Source organism: Nocardia sp. BMG111209 (assembly GCF_000381925.1).
Lineage (GTDB): Bacteria > Actinomycetota > Actinomycetes > Mycobacteriales > Mycobacteriaceae > Nocardia.
The window spans coordinates 5,003,630-5,023,614 of sequence record NZ_KB907307.1; the positions used below are offsets into that span (position 1 = coordinate 5,003,630).

16 protein-coding genes are annotated in these 19,985 nt (G+C 68.5%); 3 read left to right on the forward strand and 13 right to left on the reverse strand.

Going from position 1 to position 19,985, the window contains the following annotated elements; all coding sequences use genetic code 11:
- Positions 1-34: 34 nt before the first annotated feature.
- From G361_RS0123200 to eccD, 3 genes are read right to left on the reverse strand one after another with little or no spacing between them, the layout of a single operon-like run.
- Positions 35-4,063 (reverse strand): type VII secretion protein EccC, encoded by a 4,029-nt coding sequence (locus G361_RS0123200; RefSeq protein WP_019929509.1) that lies wholly within the window; start codon positions 4,061-4,063, stop codon positions 35-37.
- 20 nt (positions 4,064-4,083) lie between these two features.
- A complete protein-coding gene (gene mycP, locus G361_RS0123205) occupies positions 4,084-5,508 on the reverse strand; it encodes a type VII secretion-associated serine protease mycosin (protein WP_052172701.1) in 1,425 nt (474 codons plus the stop codon).
- Entirely contained in the window at positions 5,505-6,980 is a 1,476-nt protein-coding gene (eccD, locus tag G361_RS0123210; RefSeq protein WP_019929511.1) for a type VII secretion integral membrane protein EccD, read from the reverse strand. Before eccD ends, mycP begins: the two co-directional genes overlap by 4 nt.
- A 152-nt stretch (positions 6,981-7,132) precedes the next feature.
- On the opposite strand from eccD, the gene eccA reads away from it, so the two are divergent.
- Positions 7,133-8,956, forward strand: coding sequence for a type VII secretion AAA-ATPase EccA (eccA, locus tag G361_RS0123215; RefSeq protein WP_019929512.1), 1,824 nt, complete (start codon positions 7,133-7,135; stop codon positions 8,954-8,956).
- A 29-nt stretch (positions 8,957-8,985) separates the two neighbouring features.
- The gene (eccE, locus tag G361_RS44570; protein ID WP_019929513.1) at positions 8,986-10,731 is read left to right on the forward strand and encodes a type VII secretion protein EccE; all 1,746 of its coding nucleotides are present in this window, start codon (positions 8,986-8,988) and stop codon (positions 10,729-10,731) included.
- An 84-nt stretch (positions 10,732-10,815) separates the two neighbouring features.
- Here the strand turns inward: eccE and eccB are convergent, their stop codons facing one another.
- The 10 genes from eccB to G361_RS0123270 all read right to left on the reverse strand — a co-directional run bounded on the left by eccB (position 10,816) and on the right by G361_RS0123270 (position 17,915).
- Entirely contained in the window at positions 10,816-12,336 is a 1,521-nt protein-coding gene (gene eccB, locus G361_RS0123225) for a type VII secretion protein EccB (RefSeq protein ID WP_019929514.1), read from the reverse strand.
- A gap of 96 nt (positions 12,337-12,432) precedes the next feature.
- Positions 12,433-12,729, reverse strand: a complete 297-nt coding sequence (locus G361_RS0123230) for a WXG100 family type VII secretion target (protein ID WP_019929515.1) — start codon at positions 12,727-12,729, stop codon at positions 12,433-12,435.
- Positions 12,730-12,771: 42 nt separating this feature from the next.
- Positions 12,772-13,071: a WXG100 family type VII secretion target gene (locus G361_RS0123235; protein ID WP_081635459.1), complete on the reverse strand. Its 300-nt coding sequence runs from the start codon at positions 13,069-13,071 to the stop codon at positions 12,772-12,774.
- A gap of 104 nt (positions 13,072-13,175) precedes the next feature.
- Entirely contained in the window at positions 13,176-13,967 is a 792-nt protein-coding gene (locus G361_RS0123240) for an ESX secretion-associated protein EspG (RefSeq protein ID WP_019929517.1), read from the reverse strand.
- Positions 13,964-15,019 carry a PPE domain-containing protein gene (locus G361_RS47155; RefSeq protein ID WP_081635460.1) on the reverse strand — a complete coding sequence of 352 codons (1,056 nt, stop codon included), beginning with the start codon at positions 15,017-15,019 and terminating at the stop codon, positions 13,964-13,966. Before G361_RS47155 ends, G361_RS0123240 begins: the two co-directional genes overlap by 4 nt.
- Positions 15,020-15,030: 11 nt before the next feature.
- Positions 15,031-15,357 carry a PE family protein gene (locus tag G361_RS0123250; RefSeq protein WP_019929519.1) on the reverse strand — a complete coding sequence of 109 codons (327 nt, stop codon included), beginning with the start codon at positions 15,355-15,357 and terminating at the stop codon, positions 15,031-15,033.
- Positions 15,358-15,383: 26 nt separating this feature from the next.
- Positions 15,384-16,793 (reverse strand): hypothetical protein, encoded by a 1,410-nt coding sequence (locus tag G361_RS0123255; protein WP_019929520.1) that lies wholly within the window; start codon positions 16,791-16,793, stop codon positions 15,384-15,386.
- Positions 16,790-17,113 (reverse strand): type VII secretion target, encoded by a 324-nt coding sequence (locus tag G361_RS0123260; protein ID WP_063711819.1) that lies wholly within the window; start codon positions 17,111-17,113, stop codon positions 16,790-16,792. Before G361_RS0123260 ends, G361_RS0123255 begins: the two co-directional genes overlap by 4 nt.
- 94 nt (positions 17,114-17,207) lie before the next feature.
- The gene (locus G361_RS0123265; protein ID WP_231386980.1) at positions 17,208-17,507 is read right to left on the reverse strand and encodes a YbaB/EbfC family nucleoid-associated protein; all 300 of its coding nucleotides are present in this window, start codon (positions 17,505-17,507) and stop codon (positions 17,208-17,210) included.
- Between the two features lie 30 nt (positions 17,508-17,537).
- A complete protein-coding gene (locus G361_RS0123270; protein WP_019929523.1) occupies positions 17,538-17,915 on the reverse strand; it encodes a hypothetical protein in 378 nt (125 codons plus the stop codon).
- Between the two features lie 251 nt (positions 17,916-18,166).
- On the opposite strand from G361_RS0123270, the gene G361_RS0123275 reads away from it, so the two are divergent.
- A complete protein-coding gene (locus G361_RS0123275) occupies positions 18,167-19,978 on the forward strand; it encodes a hypothetical protein (RefSeq protein WP_019929524.1) in 1,812 nt (603 codons plus the stop codon).
- Positions 19,979-19,985 lie beyond the last annotated feature (7 nt).

Below are 19,985 nucleotides of genomic sequence, written 5' to 3' on the forward strand. Positions count from 1 at the left end.
ACCCCGTACCGCGAATTCCCGGTACGAGGAATGATCACAGCGGGGGCAGGTACGCGATCTGCACCATCTCGTGCCCCCGGCTGCGGGAGACCAGGATGCCGCGGCCGGGTGGGAGTTTCTCCGGCCGGACATCACCGATGATCTTGCCCTCGTCGCGGGGGCCACTGCCGATCAGCGTGTCGACGCTCAGATTCTTCATACCGCCGACCACCGGATCGAACAGGGCCCGGGACACGCCGCCGATATTGCGGGTGAGGACGAAGTGCAGGCCGATGTCGCGCGCCTGCGGCAGGTATTCCACCAGGGGCGCAAGGGGATTGACGCCACCACCGGCGGTGACCACCATGTCGTAGTCGTCCACGATGATGTAGATCTCGGGACCGGTCCACCAACTGCGTTCGCGCAACTGCTGTGGCGTGATGTCGGAGCCGGGTGTCCGCCGCGACAGGTAGACGCAGATCTCCCGGATCATGTTGGCGCAGGTCTGCGATCCGGTCGAATAGCCGGCGAGGAATTCCTCGGGCACCACCCCGAGCATGGTGCGCCGGTAGTCGACCAGGATGATGCGGGCCTGGTCCGGCGTCGAATTCTCGACGACACCCATCGCGATGTTGCGCAGCAGCGTCGTCTTGCCGGATTCGCGATCGGTGAAGGCCATGAAATGCGGATCCGCGCCGAAATCGAGGACCAGCGGCTGCAATTCGGCCTCGCCGACCCCGATCGCGATCCGGGTCGGGGACAGTTCGAGGCCGCGCGATCGGGCCAGCGCCACCACGTGCTCGCGCTCGGCCTTGTGCGGCAGCATCCGCACCTCGGGTGCGCGCAGGCCCGGATACAGTTCCGCCAGAGCCTGTTTCGAGGCCGAGGCGCCTTCGGCCAGGGTCGCCGGATCCATATCCGAATCCAGTCGCGGCAGGGCGATCAGCATGTGCAGTTTCTGCGGGGTGAGGCCGCGGCCGGGCCGGCCCACCGGCACCAGTGCGGCGGTGCGCCGGTCCATCTCGGAATCCGACGGGTCACCGAGCCGCAACTCGATCTTGGTACCGATCTGATCCTTGATCACCGGCCGGATCTCGCCCCAGCGCCGGGCCGCCAGGATCACGTGGATACCGAGCGACAGACCACCGCCGGCCAGCGCGTTCACCTGCGGTTCGAGCGCCTCGTACTCCTCGCGGACGGTCGCCCAGCCGTCGATGACCAGGAAGACGTCGCCGAACCGGTCCTCCGCCATCGGATCCTCGGGCAGGATCCGGCCGCCGCCGGCGACCAGCGCGGCGTGGCGGCGGCTGCGGAAATCGTTGATGGATTCGATTCCCCACCGGCTGAACCGTTCCTGACGCTGTTTCATCAGCGTCGTCATCTCGGCGATGGTGCGGCGGATCCGGTCGGGATCGTTGGCGCGGGCCACCGAACCCACGTGCGGCAGTCCGCTGAGGCTCGACAGCGCGCCGCTACCGAAGTCGATGCAGTAGAACTGCACCTGCTCGGGGCTGTGGGTCGCGGCCGCGGCGGTGACGATGGTGCGGATCACGGTCGTCTTGCCGGACTGCGGGCCGCCGACGATCGCGATATGCCCCTCGGCGCCGGCCAGGTTGATGGTCAGCACGTCACGCTTCTGCTCGTACGGCTTGTCGATGATGCCGATCGGCATCCACAGCTGGCCGTGCCGGTTGACCGGTGAACGCCAATCCGGGTCCGGCAGCAGCATATCCACGGTGGGCGAATCCTCCAGCGGCGGCAGCCACACCTCGTGCGCGGGCCGGCCGTGGCCGACCAGTTGCCCGACCACGACCTGCAACAGCGTGTCCGGAATACCCTCGTCGGCCGGGGCCGGCGGCAGATCCAGCGGATCGAACTGCGGCACTTCGGGTATCACCGGCATCTCGACCGGCGCCGCGGTGAACAGCCGCGGCGGCACCTCGGCGACCGCCTGCCCGGCGGCCTGCCGCACCGACCGCGGCGCCACATACGGACCCGACACATAGGTCGCGTTGAACCGCAACGGATCCGACGCGTCGCTCTTGAGATATCCGGAACCCGGCACGGCGGGCAGGTGATAGGCGTCGGTGATGCCGAGCACGGCCCGGGATTCGTTGGCGGAGAAGGTCCGCAGGCCGATCCGGTAGGACAGGTGGTGCTCCAGCCCGCGCATCCGGTTCTCCTCCAGCCGCTGCGACGCCAGCAGCAGGTGGACGTGCAGCGAGCGGCCCAGCCGGCCGATCATCACGAACAGATCCGCGAAATCCGGCTTCTGCGAGAGCAGTTCGGAGAACTCGTCGACGATCACGAACAGCGCCGGCAACGGATCCAGCGGCACCCCGGTGGCACGGGCCTTCTCGTAATCGGTGACATTGGCGAAATTGCCCGCGGCGCGCAGCAATTCCTGGCGGCGGTTCATCTCACCGGCCAGCGCGTCGCGCATCCGGTCGACGAGCGCGATCTCCTCCTCCAGGTTGGTGATGACCGCCGCGACGTGCGGCAGCGGATCCAGGCCGAGAAAGGTCGCGCCACCCTTGAAGTCGACCAGGATCAGGTTCAGTTGATCCGGTGAATGCGTGGTGACCAGCGAAAGCACCAGGGTACGAAGGAATTCCGATTTACCGGAACCCGTTGCGCCGATACACAATCCGTGCGGGCCCATACCCCACTCCGCGGACTCCTTGATGTCGATCTCGACCGGCGCCCCGTCCGGGGTGACGCCGATCGGCACCCGCAGTCGTTCCCGGCCGACCCGCGGCCGCCACACCTTGGCGGGATCGATATTCGCCGCGTCCGGAATCTTCAGCAGCGCCATCAATCCCGGATCGGTCGTGGTGGTGTTGTCGCCGAGGCTGACGATCTGCGCCGCGGTGGCGATCCGATACCGGGCCAGCGCACGCGCGTACGCCTCGGCCTCGGCGACGGTCACGGTGTCGGCGGTCGCGAATTTCTCTACTCCCGCAGCGCTTTTCGCGAAGACGTCCCCACCGGCGGCGACCAGTTGCAGGCCACGGCGCGCGGCCAGCCCGGTCTCCGGCGCGGTGAGGTCCAGCACGGTCACCGAATCGAGCCCGGATTCGCTGATCAGCCGCTCGTTGCCGCTGACGTAACCGTCGTCGATGACGACCACCACATGGATCCGGCCCTGTGTCGGTTGCGGATTGCGCATGAACCGGCCGCGTTCCAGCAGTTCGTCGGCGAGCGCGGTCTCCAGTTCGGCCAGCGACTGGTACATCATCCGGGCCGAACCCATACCGTCGCGCTGGCCGGCGTGCTGCAGATGCGGCAGCCACTTCGCCCACGACCAGGCGGGCGAATCGGGATCGGCGCAGACCACGGCGACGGCGACATGATCGGGACCGTGAAATGCGGTGAGCTCCATCAACATCGAGCGCACCAGCATCTGCGCGTCCGCGGCCGGGCCGCCGATGTTGACGGCCGGGAACGCGCGCAGCGAGACGGCCGTCGGCAGATGGTGCACGACCGAATGCGTCCGGACGAACCGGCGCAGCGCCACCGTCGACACCGGTTCCAGATCCTCCAGCGGGCCGGTCTCCGGCCGGGCCAACTTGGTGGCCAGCCGATGACTGCCGACCCCGACCCGGACATGCCCGAAATCGGGATCGTTGGGCCGACGCTCCCACATCCGCCGGGTGCCGACCAGCCCCTGCAGATCGGCGGGCTCGGCATGACTCCAGACCAGCATCGCCAGCTGCTTGACCCCGGTCCGCCGGACGTCGCGGCGGATCTGGTCCAGGTAGCGGAAGTAATCCTTGCGCTCCTCGTCGAGTTCCGAGGCGCTCTTACCGCCCCTGCCGTATCCGGCCATCATGCCGACCATCGACATGAGCATCATCAGCGGGAACATCATCATGTACGGGTTGGACAGCAGGCTGCGGCCCATCATGACGAACATCGCCATCATGCCGACCACGGCGACGACCATGACCACCGGCATGAGTTTCGTCAGCAGCGGACCGGAGACCGGCCGCGGTATCTCCGGCGGCGGCGTCAATCCGACCTCGCCGCCCGGTGCGCGCGGCGGCGCGATGCGCGGACGGCGAACGAAACCCTCGGTGGCCATGAAACAGTCCCTCCCCGGCACTACGAATCGAAATCGGGCAGCTCGTCGCCGATCCGCCTGCGCCGGTACGGAATCGCGATCAGCAAACCGATTCCGAGTGCGGCCAGGCACGCGATCGTACCGATCGTGGCGATGCGCCGCGGCAGCGCGGGCGGGCCCACCGGCTGCCCCGGCGGCGCGACCGCGTGCGGCTGGTCGACACCCGCCGCGGCCGGCTGATCCGGCAGTTGTGCGGTCAGCGCGGCCAACGGGTCGATCAGCCCGGCGCCGACCCGATCGTCGCGGCCCGGACCGGGTGCGTGCGCGGTGCGCGTGATCCGGTCCATCACCTGCTGTGCGGTCAGCTCCGGGAACCGGGCGCGGATCAGCGCGGCGAGCCCGGAGACGTACGGCGCGGCGAAACTCGTCCCCGCGTACAGCTGCGGCTTGTTCTCCGAATCCGGCAGCGCGTTCACCAGACCGCCGGCGCCGGGCTGGTTGTCCAGCGACACCACACCCTCCCCCACCGCGGCGACACTCACCCACGGTCCGTGCAGTGTGAACGACGACGGGCCGCCGTCCGGCGCCACCGACCCCACCGACAGCACATACGGGCTGAACCAGGCCGGGCTGGCCACGGTGGTCACCCCGTCCCAGCCGCCGATCTCGTTCTGATCCTTGCAGCGGCCCTCGCCACCGGCGTTACCGGCCGCCGCGACCACCACGGTGCCGCTGTCGTAGGCGTATTTCACCGCGGCCCCGAGCGCCGCGTCGGCGGTATCGGATCCCGCCGGGGTGCACGCCACCTGGGAAATATTGATCACTTTCGCGCCGAGGTCGACCGCGCGCACCACGGCCGCGGCCATGGTCAGCACATTGCCGTAGCCGTCGTCGTCGACATTGCCCGGCTGCCCGTTGCCGCCGCGATTCTTGGCCTGGAAGGCGGTGCTGGACTGCCGGATGCTGAGGATGTCGGCGTCCGGCGCCACCCCGGCGAAGGCGTCGTCGGGACTCGGCCGGGCGGCGATGATGCCCGCCACGAAGGTGCCGTGGCCGTCACAATCGGCCAGGCCGTCCCCGCCCGCTTGCACATAGTCGCCGCCGGCCTGCACCGGCGGCAGCCGCGGATGCGGCGTGACCCCGGTATCGATGATCGCCACCTTCACCCCGGCCCCCCGGCTGAACTGCCAGGCCGCGGGCAGATCGAGCACCCGCTGCGCGACCACCGGATCCCGGGGTGGCGGCCCTTGCAGAAAAGGCCTGGCGCACACCCGTTCCGGCTCGGTCGGATCGGGCGGGCCGGGCTTGCCGCTGAGCGCCTGCGCGGCGCCGAGCGCACCCGGATCGATCACCGGCGGCACCACGGTCCGCAGCGGTTCGGCGCCGGCAGGCGACGGCCCGGCCGACATCAGCACGGCCGGCGTGACGAGACACAGCAGACACGTCCACGCGGCCCGGCGCCTCATAGGTTCCGGGCCACCGTGTAGACGTCCATGACCCACATCACCAGCGGAACCACCAGCACGATGAGCAGATACTCCACGATCTCGTCGAACCGCCGCACCACCGGCGACACCTCGACATGCGGTCCGACGACACCGAATCCGATCACGGCGACCGCGAACAGCAACAGCAGCCCCACCGAAACCGGCACCAGCCGCGAATCGTCCACGGCGAGTTGGATACTCAACCCGACGAATACCAGCGCGCCGCCGGAGATCAGCACGGCCGCCTGGGCCAGATCGGCGAAGGCGCGGCCGCGCAGGCACAGCACGATCGCGGTGACCAGAGCCAGCGCTGCACCCTGCCAATGACTCGCCCCGAACCGGCCCACCGAACCCAGCGCGCCGAGCCCGGCCAGCACGGCGCAGCCGAACAGCATGCCGGTCTGGAAGTGGTTGGCGATCCGGGCGCGCTGTCCGAGACCGGCCGCCGACGGCAGCACGGTCGCGCCGATCGCGCCGATGCCCTCGATCGTCGGCCGCGGTTCGTGATCGGCCGGATCGATCGCGCCACCGGCGGTCGGCACGGGGGGCACCGGCAGCCGGGCCAGGCCCGCCGCCATGCGCGGCACCAGCGAAATCAACAGCAGCGCACCGACCAACAGGCCGGCGGCGATCTTCGGCAGGCCCGGATCCCACACCATCGACACCGCCGCGGCGATACCCGTGCAGGTCACCATCGTGACGACCGCGGCGACCACCGAGGGTCCGGTCCCGATCAGCCGATAGCCGATCACGGCCAGCAACAGGGCGGCCGCCGAGCCGAGCAGCAGGTGCGGACTCCCCAGCGCACCCGGGACGAACAGCGCCGCGCCGCCGAAGATCGACAGCAGCATGCACGCGGTGAGCACGGTCGCGGTCAGCTCGTCGCCGTAGCGGCGGGCCACGATCACGGCGGAAACCAGTGCGGCAACGGCGAATCCGGTGAGCAAGGACGGCACCACCCAGCGATCACCGGTGGCGCGTGAGGCGGCGGCCAGGCCCAGGGTGGCCAGCATCGCGACCACCGCCGCGATCAGACCGGTCCAGCGCGCGGCCCCGGCGGACCAGCCGCGGAACTCCTCGGCCGTCAGCCGCGCCACCGCGTCGATGACATCGTCGAACAGCGCGGGTGATTCCTTCGCCGCCACCGGCCGCAGCACCAGCAGTTCGCCGTCGTGGACGTCGGCCTCGCCGAGCGTCTGGCCGGGCGCGATCATGTTGCGGCCCAACCGGGCCAGCGTCCAGTGCTGTGGACGCGAAGGTACTCCCCCATCCTCCTGATCGGGCAATCGTGGATTGCGCGATTCGATCAACGCCACGAGGTCGCCGATGAAGGCGGCCACGGGCACGGTAGCCGGAAGCCCGACGTCGAGCTGGGTATCCCCCCCGATGACGGACACTCGGCACAATTCGGGTTCGGCGGCAGCGCGGCCACCGATCGACTGTGCTGTCACGTGTCGATCTGCTCCTGTGAAGTCTCGGTTGCCCACGAGGGGCCGTCGTCCATAATGTATCGGAGAGCCGGTTTCGGCGCGACGGTACGATCCGGGGTGGGAATCATGGGGCAAACTGTAAGCAGAACAGCCGAATTCGGGGTTCGGCGAACATGACCGACATTCGCCAGGCACAGCGTGCTTTCGATGCCGGCGTGCTGTCCCTGGGATTGAGCATCGACGGACAGGAATCGACCCGCGATCTCGAGTACGCGAAGCTCGCCTTTGCGCGTGCGACGGAATGGGATCCGACGATGTGCGACGCATGGCTCGGCCGGGCCGCGGCCGGCGAGGTCACCCTCGATGTGCTCCACCACCTGCACAAGACGAGTACCGTCAGTTTGCATCGGGAACAACGTCGATTGGGTTTGGCCCCAAGAGTTCTCGCGGGCCGATTCCTGCCCGGTCTCTACATCGACTATCCGCTGGCGAGTTTCACCGAGATCTGGCTCGCCTATGCGGCCCGAATGATTTCCGTGCGCGACTTCGACGAGGCCGAGCGCGTTCTCGACGAGCTGGCCGCGCTGCGCCGCGAACGCACCGACGATCCGGAACGCGAGATCGACGATCGCATAGCCGGTTACGTCCGCGGCGTGCTGCACTACACCACCCAGCGCTGGCCGGATGTGATGGCCGTACTCGCCGGATCCGCGCAGTGGGAGGACCCCTACCTGGCCGCAGGCGCACACGTCATGGTCGGCACGGCCTGCGCGCAGCTCGGGTTGTTCGGCGAGGCGATCCGGCGGATGGAACAGGCCGAGGGCGGCCCGATTCCGGCCGCGCGCACGGCGGCGATGTTCTGCCGCGGCCTGTGCCTGCGCGAGACCGGCCACGCCGACGAGGCCCAGGCCCTGTTCGAGCAGGTGTATTCGCAGGCACCGGATTTCGCCGAGAACGCCGAGGCCATGCGGGACCGCACCTACCGGATCACGGTCACCGGCAAGGAGGTCATCGAGGCCCGCACCGACCGCTGGGATCCGGCGTCGGCGCCCTCGTTGCAGGAAAAGGAGCAGGCCGACGCCCAGGATCGGGCGAAGAAGATCCTCGCCGAGGCGCGCGCCGAACTCGACCGGCAGATCGGTCTCACCGCGGTGAAAACCCAGGTGGCCAAGCTGCAGTCGAGTGCCCAGCTGGCGAAGATCCGCGCCGAGAAGGGCCTGGCCAGCGCCGCGCGCGGACAGCATCTGGCCTTCACCGGCCCGCCCGGCACCGGTAAGACCACCATCGCCCGGGTGGTCGCGAAGATCTACTGCGGCCTCGGAATCATCAAGACCGACAAGGTGATCGAGACCAAGCGCTCCGACTTCGTCGGCGAGCACCTGGGTTCCACCGCCATCAAGAGCGACAAGCTGATCGACTCCGCGCTGGACGGCGTGCTGTTCATCGACGAGGCGTACACGCTGATCCAGCAGGGACTTTCCGGTGGCGACGCGTTCGGCCGGGAGGCCGTGGACACCATCCTGGCCCGGATGGAGAACGACCGCGACCGGCTGGTCGTCATCATCGCCGGCTACGACGGCGAGATCGATCGGCTGCTCGCGGCCAACGACGGCCTGGCGTCTCGCTTCGCCAAGCGGCTGCAGTTCCCCTCCTACACCGCCGAGGAACTCGGCCGCATCGGCGAAGTCATTGCGCGCAGCCGTGATTCGGAACTGTCCGAGGGCGCGCTGACCCAGCTGGTGGCCGCCTGCGAGCGGCTCTACCAGCTGGAGAGCACCGATCAGAGCGGGCAGCCGCGCCGCGGGGTCGACCTCGCCGGCAACGGCCGCTTCATCCGCAACCTGATCGAGGCGGCCGAGGAGGAACGCGAATTCCGGCTCGCCAACGACGATTCCCTGGACCTGAGCGCCGCCGACGCGTCCGTGCTCATGCGGATCGAGGCGCCGGACATGACGACCGCGCTCGACAACGTGCTCTCCTCGCTCGGCCTCGCCTAGCCCGACCGATCCGGCAGGACAACACCATCGTGACTTCATCCACGACCGCGCCCTCGGCCCGGCACGCCGCCGCACCCGCCGCGACGCTGCGGTCCGACGACCCCTGGCTGTTCCGCTATCTGCCACTGCACCTGGTCATTCCGGTCGCGCTGGTGGCGATCGCCGCCTCCCTGGTGACCGTGGCCCTGCACATCGCGTGGTGGGGCGTGGCCGCGGCCGCCGCGGTACCGGCGGTCGCCGGTCTGCTGATCGGCCGGCGGCTGGGCCGCTGGACCGCCTTCCGCTGGCGGCAGATGCGCCACCGCGACGCCGAGGAACCCACCCTGATCGACGCGCCGCTGCCCGAGGGCGGCAGCTACGGATTGCAGTGGGACGGAACCTCACTCACCACCATGCTGCGCATCGATCCGCCACCGGACACGCTGACCATGCTGCGCCGCGGCTCGCTGAGCACCGACCAGTTGCTGCCGCTGACCGAAATCGCGAGCTGCCTGCTGCAATTCGACATCGAACTGGACTCCATCGATGTCGTGAGCACCGGAACCCGCACCGCCAGCAACGAAGCCGTGCTGTCCGGGTACGCGGCCACCGTGGTGCCGCTGGCGCGGATGTACGACGAGATCCTCGGGCCGCTGCCGGCCATCGCGCATCGCACGGTCTGGATCGTGCTGCGACTGGATCCGCTGGCCAACGCGAAGGCCGTGGGCAATCGCGGCGGCGGTTCCGACGGCGCACTGCGCACCGCCACCGCCGCCACCCGCCGCGTCGCCAACCGCCTCGCCGCCCGCGGGATCACCGCCTCGGTCCTGACCGCGAGCGAAATGAACAGCGCGCTACGCGAATTGACCCGCGGCATCCCGGTCGAGGAATACACCGAAACCGCGAAGTCGCTGGAGTTCAACGGCGTTCACCTGGTCAACTACCGCATCGACAGTGAGCTGATCAACGCTCGCGGCCTGGCCCGGGTGTGGGCCGTCCCCAGCCTGGCGACCACCGTGGCGGTCCGCCTCCGCCCGGCGGAACGGACACCCGGTGAAAGTTCGCGCACCCTCCTCGAAGTCGACGCGCGCGTGCGCTACGACCTGCCGCGGGTACCGGATCAGCCGCCGATCGAGGGCCTGCACGAACTGCCGCGCCGACAGTCCTGGGCCCTGCTGGACAGCCTGCCGCTCGGCGTGCGACCGGCGAGCATCGCCGGCTATCGCGGCCCGCTGGAGGCGCTGGAGGGCTTCGCGGTGCCCACCTCGGGCTGCGGGCAGCTCATCGGTGCCGACGAGACCGGCCGCGGAATCGCGGTGCCGCTCATCGGTTCCGGCTCGCGTCGCATCGATATCGTCGGCAGCCTGATGCTCGCGCAACAGGTGATCCTGCGGGCCATCGCGCTGGGCGCGGCCGCGGTCGTGTACACCAACCGTCCCGGCGCCTGGCAGGCGATGATCGCGGGCGTGGGCAACCAGCACGCGCTGTCGCTGGCCTCCTCGGTCACCCAGAGCCTGCGGCACAACACCGTTCCCGGCGGACGGCTGCCGCTGCCCGCCGCCACCCTGGTGGTGTTCGACGGCGTCACCGCCGCCGCCCCACCCGGCTCGGCGACGATTCTCACGCTGTATCCCGGTGTTTCGCCACAATGGCAGCCCAACGCCGACGTCACCATCCTGCAGCACCGCAACCCCACCAACATGATCACGGTGATCACCCCGTCGGCCACCGCCACCGCGCAACTGGTGACCACGCCGACCGAACAACGGTATTTCGCGGGCACGGCACAGCGCTGACCGGCCGAGATCGTCATCCGCCCGGAAACCACCGCGGGACAGCACCCGAAGATGCTGTCCCGCAGTACTTTCCGACGCTGTGACTCAATGCTTGTCGTACAGCAGCACATCCCGGGTGACCAGCGCACTCTGCTTGTCCAGCATCGGGCCGGGCACCAGCTGACTCACGACCGCCCAGGGCGCCAGCCGCGGTGTCCGGCCCAGCCCCAGCACCTCCGCGGTCGCGACATCCGGGATGCCGTAGCGAATCCCGTTGTCGGACACATAGAACAGCCCGTCCCGGCGCACGCTGCCCGCCTCGGTCCCCGTGACCTGGATGAACTCACCGGTGGCCGGCGGCACATACACACTGTCCGCGCGGCTGCCCCCGCCGTTGCCCGAGGCCAGATCCATCGGCGCGGCCGAATCCGGCAGCGGCAGACGGGTTCCGGTGAGCAGGGTGACACCCGCGCGATCGGCGGGCCCCTCCGCCGCATCCTTGCGCCCCGGCGCGGTACCCGGATCCTTCGACCAGGCCATGCAGGCGACCGGCGCGTCCTCGACCCGCACGATCTTCGGCACCTCGGCCGGGAAGTCGTCGACGGGCAGATCCCCCTTGGCGATTCGCATCCCGTCGAGCACATCCGGTGGCAGCTGCGGGATATCGCTCATCCCGTGCGAGTCGGCATTGCGCAGCACCTGCGCGGTGAACGGCGAAATGTTCTGCACCCCATCGTCGAGCACGACGTACAGGTCGGACTTGTTCGCCTCGGCGGTGCCACCCACCCGCATGACGGTGCCCACCCGCATATTGCCCAACCGGCCCGGCCCCGGCTCGTCGGCGTGCGGAATCACCGGCGGCGTCAGCAGCGGCACCTCCGCCGCCGCACCGAGCAACCCCAGCGAGACCGGCCGCGGCGGCTGCGCCGCCAGATTCAACGTCCGCGCCATCACCGAATTCTGCGTATCCACCTGCGCGCGTTTACCGTCGTAGACCAGATACGTCTTGTCCCCACTGCGCACCAGCAACGCGGCATCCCGATCCGCCGCCCGCACCCGGGAACTCAGATCGAGTTTCCCCACCACCGCGGTGGTCTGCACACCGCCGGCGGGCCCCGCCGCACCCGTCCGGCCGGTACGCACGGTATCGCAGAGCGTCCAATTCGAATGGTCACCCTGACCGGAACCCAGCAGCGCGGCCGGCGCACCCGGAATACCCTGCAACGGCCCGCGCGGAACATTGTTGAGCTTGGCGTCCTTCACCGATTTCGGGGCCTCGTTGCTCCCGGTGATCAACCGCGCCGAGGCCAGATTCAGCACCGGATGCAACGTCATCCTGCTCGCGTCGTTCTGATCCCGATCGACGATGTACAGCGCACCACTGTCCTTGCCCATCACGATCTTCGCCTTGTCCCCGATCGTGCCCTGCGGACGAATGAACGCCAGAATCGAGCACCCCGCCACCAGCAGCACGGCGAGCACCGCACCGACGATCAACGACCGCAACTGCGACCGCATCGGATCGTGCAACATCCGGATATCGCGGCGGACCATCGCGTGATCCAGCCGGCGCAGCAGAAAGCGATACCCGTTGACCTGGGCGCGGGTGCTCAGTTGAGCCGGCATGGCAACTCCGTCACTGTTGGTCGGCCTGGCACAGTCGCGCACCCCCTCGGGAAGACGACTCCGAAGGGGTGCGCGGGGATGAGACGCGGCGGGGGGTCAGAGACCGCCGAAACCACTGCCGACGTTGGAGTCGGCCGTCGTGATGCGCGTCAGCGCCTCGGTGACCGCGCTGGTGATTCGCCCCAGCACTTCCATCCCCTCGTTGTGGTTCTGATCCCACTTGCTGTGCACGGCGGCGAACTGCTCGTGACCCTCGTTGCCCTCCCAGGCCACGCCCAGGGTCTTGGCGGCCGTCCCCACCTGCTCGCCGTGCTGCTGCAGCTGGGTCAGATGGCCGTTCAAGGTCTCGGCCAGCTCGTGCAACGATGCGGCGTGGTATTCCATACTCGACATTGTCATTCCCTCCCGGAAAGCGGCAATTGTGCGATCGATCGATCAGATGTTGATGTGCTTGAAGATATCGATGTTGTCCTGCTCCTGCTGCATGTAGGTGTTGGAGCCGGTTTCCACATGCTGGGAGATGGCGTCGAGCGTCGCGTGCAGTTTGCGGGACTGGTCGCCCCACGCGACACCCACACCGGTGAACGCGCCCTGCGCGTCGCCGGACCAACCGGACACATTGGTCACGGTCTGGTCGATCGCGCGGAGCGTCGCCCGCATATTGTCGACGGCCTCCGACAGATCGTCCTTCGCGGACTTGGAGGAGTCCGCAATGAACTTCACACCATCAGTCATGTTGTCTCACCTTTCGGGTCGAATTGGAATTGTTTGTCAGCGAGTCATCACCGAACGGGAAAATCCCGGCGATCGCGCATTCGCCGATCGCCGTGCCATCTGAATTAATCCGTCAGCCACCTCCCCCCGGGCAATGACTCGATCAGCCCCCGAATCGCTTGTCCGATCCGGTGATCGGTACCCGGTGCCAATGTCGCCCAGATCTGCTGATCCGCGGCGACACCGGGGGCCGCGACGATCCGGCCACGCGCCGTGTCGTAGACCACGACGCCGGCCGGTGATCGGTCGATCACGCCGTCGGCGTGCGCATAGGCCACCAGCTCGGTGTGGCGGTGGCACGAATCCAGGGCCAGCCCGTACGCCGTGGCATCCCGGTCCTCGACGCCGAGCCCGTAGAGGGCGTCGGCATATCCGGCGGAGCCGGCGGCGCCGTCCAGCCGGTCCCGCAGGTCGGTCGCCGGCGCGCTCACGTTCACCACGTCCGCTGCCGTCGACGGCCCCAGCACGTCCAGGATCGGCCGGGCCAGCGATTCGCTGGACCCGTCCGCCCAGATCGGGCGGATGTCGTAACTGTCGCCTTGGCGCACGGCCAGCGTATGAGCGGCGCCGCGACGAGCGAGGCACACCCGAATCTGCTTGTCCTCGGCGATGATCCGGGCGACGAGTTCACGCTCCGGCTGCGCCAGCACGAACAGTGAGGTGGCGATCTCCGGCTCGACGTCGCCGTGCCGATCGATCAGGCGATCGGCGGTCAGCTCCGCGATCGCCCGGGCCTGCGCCGCGGACCACGCCTCGTACGTGTCCTGCCGCGGCGACGCCGCGAGCACCAGCGGCAGCGTCTGCACGCCGAGATGCCCGGCCAGCGCCAGCAGACTGTCGTTGGTCAGTGTGGTCACGACGGCGCCTCCCCTGCGGTCGCCCGGTGCTCCCCGGCCGGCTCGGGCGCGGCCTGTGCGTCCGAGTGTCGTTGTGCGGAAACAACTTCTATCCCGGTCGGGATACGCGGCGCGGCGGGATCGAGCCCACCGAGCACCGCCGGAGCCGCCTGCATTCCCGACTCCACATCGAGCTGGGCCGCCGCGGCCGCGGATTCGCCCGGCAGGGCGGCACGCGGGAAGTGCTGTCGCTTGGCCTGTCCCGCGGCGGCCATCGGCGCTCCGCCCATCGGCATCGAACCGACCGACTGCACCGAAACCTGTTCGTTCGCAGTGGTTTCCACGGTGGACTCGGTCGACGTCCGGTTCACGTTGCGGGAGCGGTAGGCGGTGAGCGGCCGCGCGAAATCGACCGGCCCGAGACCCGCGAAACCGCCGGGCAGCATCGGCGGCGCGGCCGCCGGCGCTACCTCCGCCGCCGCGCCGGTCTCCGCCGACAGGGCCGCCTCGGTGGCCACCACGGGTGGAGCCTCCTGCTCCCACGGGGTGGCCAGCGGCTCGGTCGTCGCCTCGTAGGTGCGCATGACCCGTGCCGCAACGGCTTTTGCCGCGTCGGCCTGACCGTCGAGCTGCGCCAGGCTGCCCAGCATCGGCGCGCCCAGCGCGGTGCCCACCTGTTCCAGGTTCTTCTGCATGGCGTGGATCGCTTCGACCTCACCGGCATCCGGCATGGCCAGGCGGGCGATCTCGTAGGCGGCGGCGTGCGTCTCGGCGTGTGCCGCGTTCGCGGCGGCCGAGGCCGCCGCCTCGGCCAGCCAATCCCGCAGGGCGCGGATCCGATCGAGCACGTCCCGGCTCGCCCGGGACTGCCAGGCGGAGTCGATCAGGCCGAGGATCCGCTCGTATTCGACGGCAGCCGAGGCGAATCCGGCCGACAGCCGCGCCCAGGCCAGTCCGGCCTCGGCGGTCGGCGCCGCACCCGCACCCGTGACGAGTTCGCGCGCGAGCTGCTCGGGCGGCCTGGATTCCCAGACCGTCCCGGTGAATCCCGGTTTCGTCGGCTCCACTACCATCGCTGCCTCGATCAGGCCGTCGTGACGCCGCCGAAGTCGGCGCTGTTGTCGGCTTCCGCCTGTCCGAAATGATCCGATTGCACGCGCAGCGTGGCGGCGAGTTTGCGCACCTCGAGCACGCCCGCGTCGGCACTGCTCCGGAACGACTCGGCCACGGCCTCGAGCGTCTGCGCCGCCCGAACCGAGACCTCGTCGGATCCGGCCGGCGCGGCCGTCAGACGCGGCCGCTCGTCCTGCAGATCACCGGCCAGCCGACCGGCCAGACCGTCCAATTGCGCGGCCGCCTGCCGGGCCGCCACCGGGTCGAACTGCACGCCGTCGAAATCGCTCGTGACCATGACAATCTCCTGTTCCTACCGGATTTTCAGAGCGTGAGCTCTTTGTCGGGAGGTGGTTCCGGCATCGGTTCGGCCGCACCGACCACCGGCAGCGAGACCCCCTCGATGGTGCCCACGACCTCGTCGCCGTGGGCGCTGGTGACGAGGTTCGGGCGGTGTTCGCCGTCGGATCCACCCTCGCTGGGGCGCGCGGCCCCGGCCAGGCCCGCGCCCGGCATCATGCCGGGAGCCGCGGCTGTCGTCGTTGTCGTTGTCTCCGTTTCGGTTTCCTCGGTCTGGCCGCCGGTGCGCGGCACGTGCGGCTGCCCGAGATTCGGCAGTCCCGCGCGCGGGACGCCACCCTGCCAGGGGCTGCCGGCCCCGCCACCGGCCCCGCCGAGCGGCATACCGCCGATACCCGCGACTCCGCCGCCGCCCGCCGTCTCACCGGTCGCCGCACTGTCGAGGCCGAGGTCCGCCGACGCATGCTCGGCCGCGGACACCGCCTGGGTGGACGCGCCCTGCAGGGCCTGCCCCGCCGTGCCCAGCACCGAACTCGCCGCGCTCGACAACGCCTGCGCGCCTTGGCTGATGGCCTGCTGGCCGGCCGAGACCGCTTGGCTCACAGCCTGTTCGCCGACCGAGGCCACCTGGGTCGCGGCCTGTGCACCCGATTGCAGGTACGGCTGAACGAGATTCACCGCCTGTGCGGCCAGACCGGAGATCTCTCCCGGGTCGGGCACCCCGTCGATCGGTATCTTGAAACCGGCCGTGGCCATCTGCGCGGTCTGCACCGTCAATTCGCCGCGGGTCTTCGCGGCGATCGTGGTCGCCTCCCCGACGGCCTCGGTGGCCATGCCCATCAGCAACGGGATCCCCACCGGCGTGAACAGGAAGACACCGCCCGCGACGACCTCGGCGATGAACTTCTGGATCACCCCGGTGAGTTCGGCGGCCCCCTCGGCGACGACCTGCTGGGCCTGCAGCAGGATCATCTTCTGCTGCTGTCCCTGATCGGCGACCTTGACGCTGTCCTGTTGCGCCTGATCGCTCTTGTGCTGCGCCTTGTCGGACGCGTCACTGTTCCAATTCGGTGCGACCGCGGCATTCGCACTCGCGCCCTGGGAAGCCGTCGACATCAGCGCGTTCGCCACCGACGACAACAATTGCGTCGGATCGAAGCCCCCGCCACCGAGCTTGCCGGTGCCGAAGGCCTGCAGCAGTTGCAGCGCCGGCTGGATGAGCGCCGACGGATCGATATTCGGCAGGGGCGGCAGATTCGGCAACTGCGGCAGCGCGGGAAGCTGTGGCAGCGCCGGCAGTTGCGGTAAACCCGCGTCCCGCAACATATCCGAGACCGGCCGATCCAGCATGGGCCCGATCGGGCTGCCGCGCAGCACATCCAGCACGGTCGGATCGAGTCGGCCGCCCACCGCCCCCACGGCCGGTGTCGTCACAGCAGGCCGGCGATACTCGATATGAACGAGTTCGCGTTGCCGAGTTCCGTACCGGTGTACGTGGCAGCCCCTTCGAGCGCACCCGTCGCGATACCGGCATGCACAGCGGCGATCTCGGCGCTCGACTGCAGGAAACTGAACTGCGCCTGCGCGAATGCGGCCAGGAAGTCCTGCCCGATCAGCCCGAACACCGGCACGGCCGACGCCAGCGAACCCACCACGTCGGCAGCCGCGGACCCCGCCACCTGCCCCGCCATCCCGGCGTGCTGGGTACCGAACGCCGCAATAGCGGCCGGATCTGCTTTCACAAGGTCGCCCATTGGATTTCCCTCCCGGATGTGTCGATCCGATTGACGTTACAGAGATGAAAGTGCTTGCGCCAGAATCTCATCGCATTTCGGCAGTGGCGACGGATTATCCGCCGGCCCGATCCGCCGCAGCACCGTTGAACTCGGTGATCAGCTCGGAGAGGCGAGCAAATGCCTGCTGCGCAGCCGCATTCGCGGTGTCCACGAGGATCCGCTCGAACTCCTCCGGCGACATACGCGAAATATCGCCCGAGAACTCGAGATTCCGTAAAGCCCCGTTACCGTCGACTTCGACCGCGATGGCGCCGTCCTCCGAGACCTCGCGCGCGCGAACGCGCGCCACATCCTCCGAGAAACCCTGCATCCGATACAACTGCCGACGAACCCGAGCCTCCAGGTCGTCCATCGACTCGATCACTGCCCACCCCTCGATATTTCAGATCGACCGAAGCCAGCTCTGCGGCTCCGTGTCGTAGTCCTGCTCCTCGACGATCTCCTGCCGAGCCAGCTCGGCCTCCGTCGGCAACCCGCTGTGCGCGAGGCTCGCAGCACTGATCCCGGCCTCCGCCAACTGCTTCCGTCGCGCCAGCCCGGCCCGATTGGCCGACCGCTGACACAACCGCAGGACCTCACCGGCCAACTGCATCGGATCCTTACCGTACAACTCGGCAGCCTCGATCCGAATCCCCAGCGGCAGACCCTGTTCCGTGGTCCGCACCACGATCGAACCGGTCACCGAGGCCGCGGTACAGGTAGGCAGACGATCCGAGTCTTCGCCGGCGAAATCCTCATCCGGCGGGTCCAGGTCACCCATGCTTCTTACTCCCCTCCTGTGTAGCAAAACAGGTATAGCACCCACGGCTCATGTGCGCCAGCGGGATTCGGCTGTGGTCCGGCCATGGAAGTACCGAACCTCGGCCATGCGGCGCGCCCGACCTCCATCCTTTGCCGAGGTAGAGATTCGCCGAGTACCGTTGCGTCGCCGCACGGGTAGCGTCATGCGCGACGAGCGTCGTAGCGTGTGATGCGACGCTCGACATTGCGGGATTCAGGAGGGGGATCCGGATGACCGGACATGACGACCAACCAGCGCCGCCGGTCACACCGTGGCCCGCGCTGAAAGGCATAGCCACCGGCGGATTCAACATGAAGTTCGACGATTCGGTGGCGTCCGATCTCATCGGCACGATATCGGATCTCATTGCGGGCGTAAAGGCGTTGAAGCAGGAGGTCGGGCGGGTCACCGGCGACGGGCCACTGTCCTCTCTGGTCTCGGGGCAGGAACTGGCCAAGCAATTCTCCGCCAAAGGCAAGGAACTCGGCCAGATCTGCGACGATCACCTCGCGATCCTCTCGGACATGATCGATACCGTCCAAGCCGCCGCGAAAACATACGCGCAAGCGGAGGGGCACAATCAGGCCGTCTTCGATTCGATCAACAAGGATCCGGCTCCGGCACGACTCGTCGATATTCCCGGTCCCACCTCCATACCCAATGTCGGAGAACACGACGAGCCCAAGGATCTGCAGAATGCACAGGGATTCGAAGATGTAACGATCCAGCCCGAGACCCCGGCCAGCCTCTCTCTGGAAAAATTAAACGCCCTCATGAGCTTCTACGGATGGGGAACCACCAATATACCGGAGCGGGTCCGGGATTTCTCCGACACCTGGAACGGCATGGCAGCGCAACTCGCCGGAATATTCGCAGAATTCGCCAGCCGGGCCAATCGGGTCACCGACCAGTCCTGGACCGGCCCGGGTGGCGCCATAGCCGCGCGATCGATCCGTACCTACGCCAAGAGTTCGGCCCACCTCCAGGACAATATGACAGCATTCGGAAAGACGCTGTTGTACACTGCGGGATGGATCGAAGCGACCACGAATGCACTCGACAACGTGGACAGCACCAAGATGAGAACGAGCTACCTCGTATTCCACGACCGCGTTTATGCCGGTGACGTGGAGTACCGCAATCGTCTCGCGGATGCGTACGGAAAGACTTACGTACCGGGCATGCAATTCACCTGCGCGCACATTCCGGTGCTGGAACATCCCGCCGCGGCCTTCAACGGCATTCCGTCGGATCAGGGGGTGATACTCGATCCGGGCGCTCCGGTTCCGCCCGCACCGGTCGTGCCGGTCGGGCCGGGACCGGGAACCGCAGTGTCGCCGACAAGTCCGATCAGCACGGCACTGGGCCCCGGCGATGCACCCGCCGTTCCTTCCGACATCCCTGCGCCTCAGGACGATTTGCAGGCGAAACCACCAGCCACCGAGCCCGCGGATCCCTCCTCCACCCGGTCGCCGCTCGATCAGCTCGGCCAACAGGCCGCAAGCCTCGCACAACAACTCGGCAGTACCGCACAACAGGCAGGACAGCAGGCTGCCGGTACAGCCGAACAACTTGCGCAACAAGCTGCTCAATTCGCACAGCAAGCGGCGCAGGGGGTCCGCGGCGACGTCACGGATGCCGCATCGAAGTTGGCTCCCATCGGTCTGGAGTCGGCCGGACCCGGCCTGGCCGGACCCGGCCTCGGTGGCGGTGCCGGCTCGGGTGCCGGCGGCGGCACGGCAGGTATCGGAGGCCCGAATTCGAGCTCGTCCCGCAACCCCTCGCAGTCGGCGCGGCTGTTTCCGCGGGCCGCCACCCCGGCCGCCGCGACGAATGCGGCCGCCGAATCCTCGACGACAGCCGGGCGTGCCGGGATTGCCGCCGGTGCGGGCTCGCCCGGCATGCCTGCCGGTGCGGCGCACGGTGCGGGTGGACAGCAGAGCAAGGAACGCAAGCGCGCAGCGTACCTCGATTCGACGGAACATCTGGATGATGCTCTCGGGAAGGGGCCACAAGTCGTCAAACCGGTGGTGGAGAAATGAATCCGCG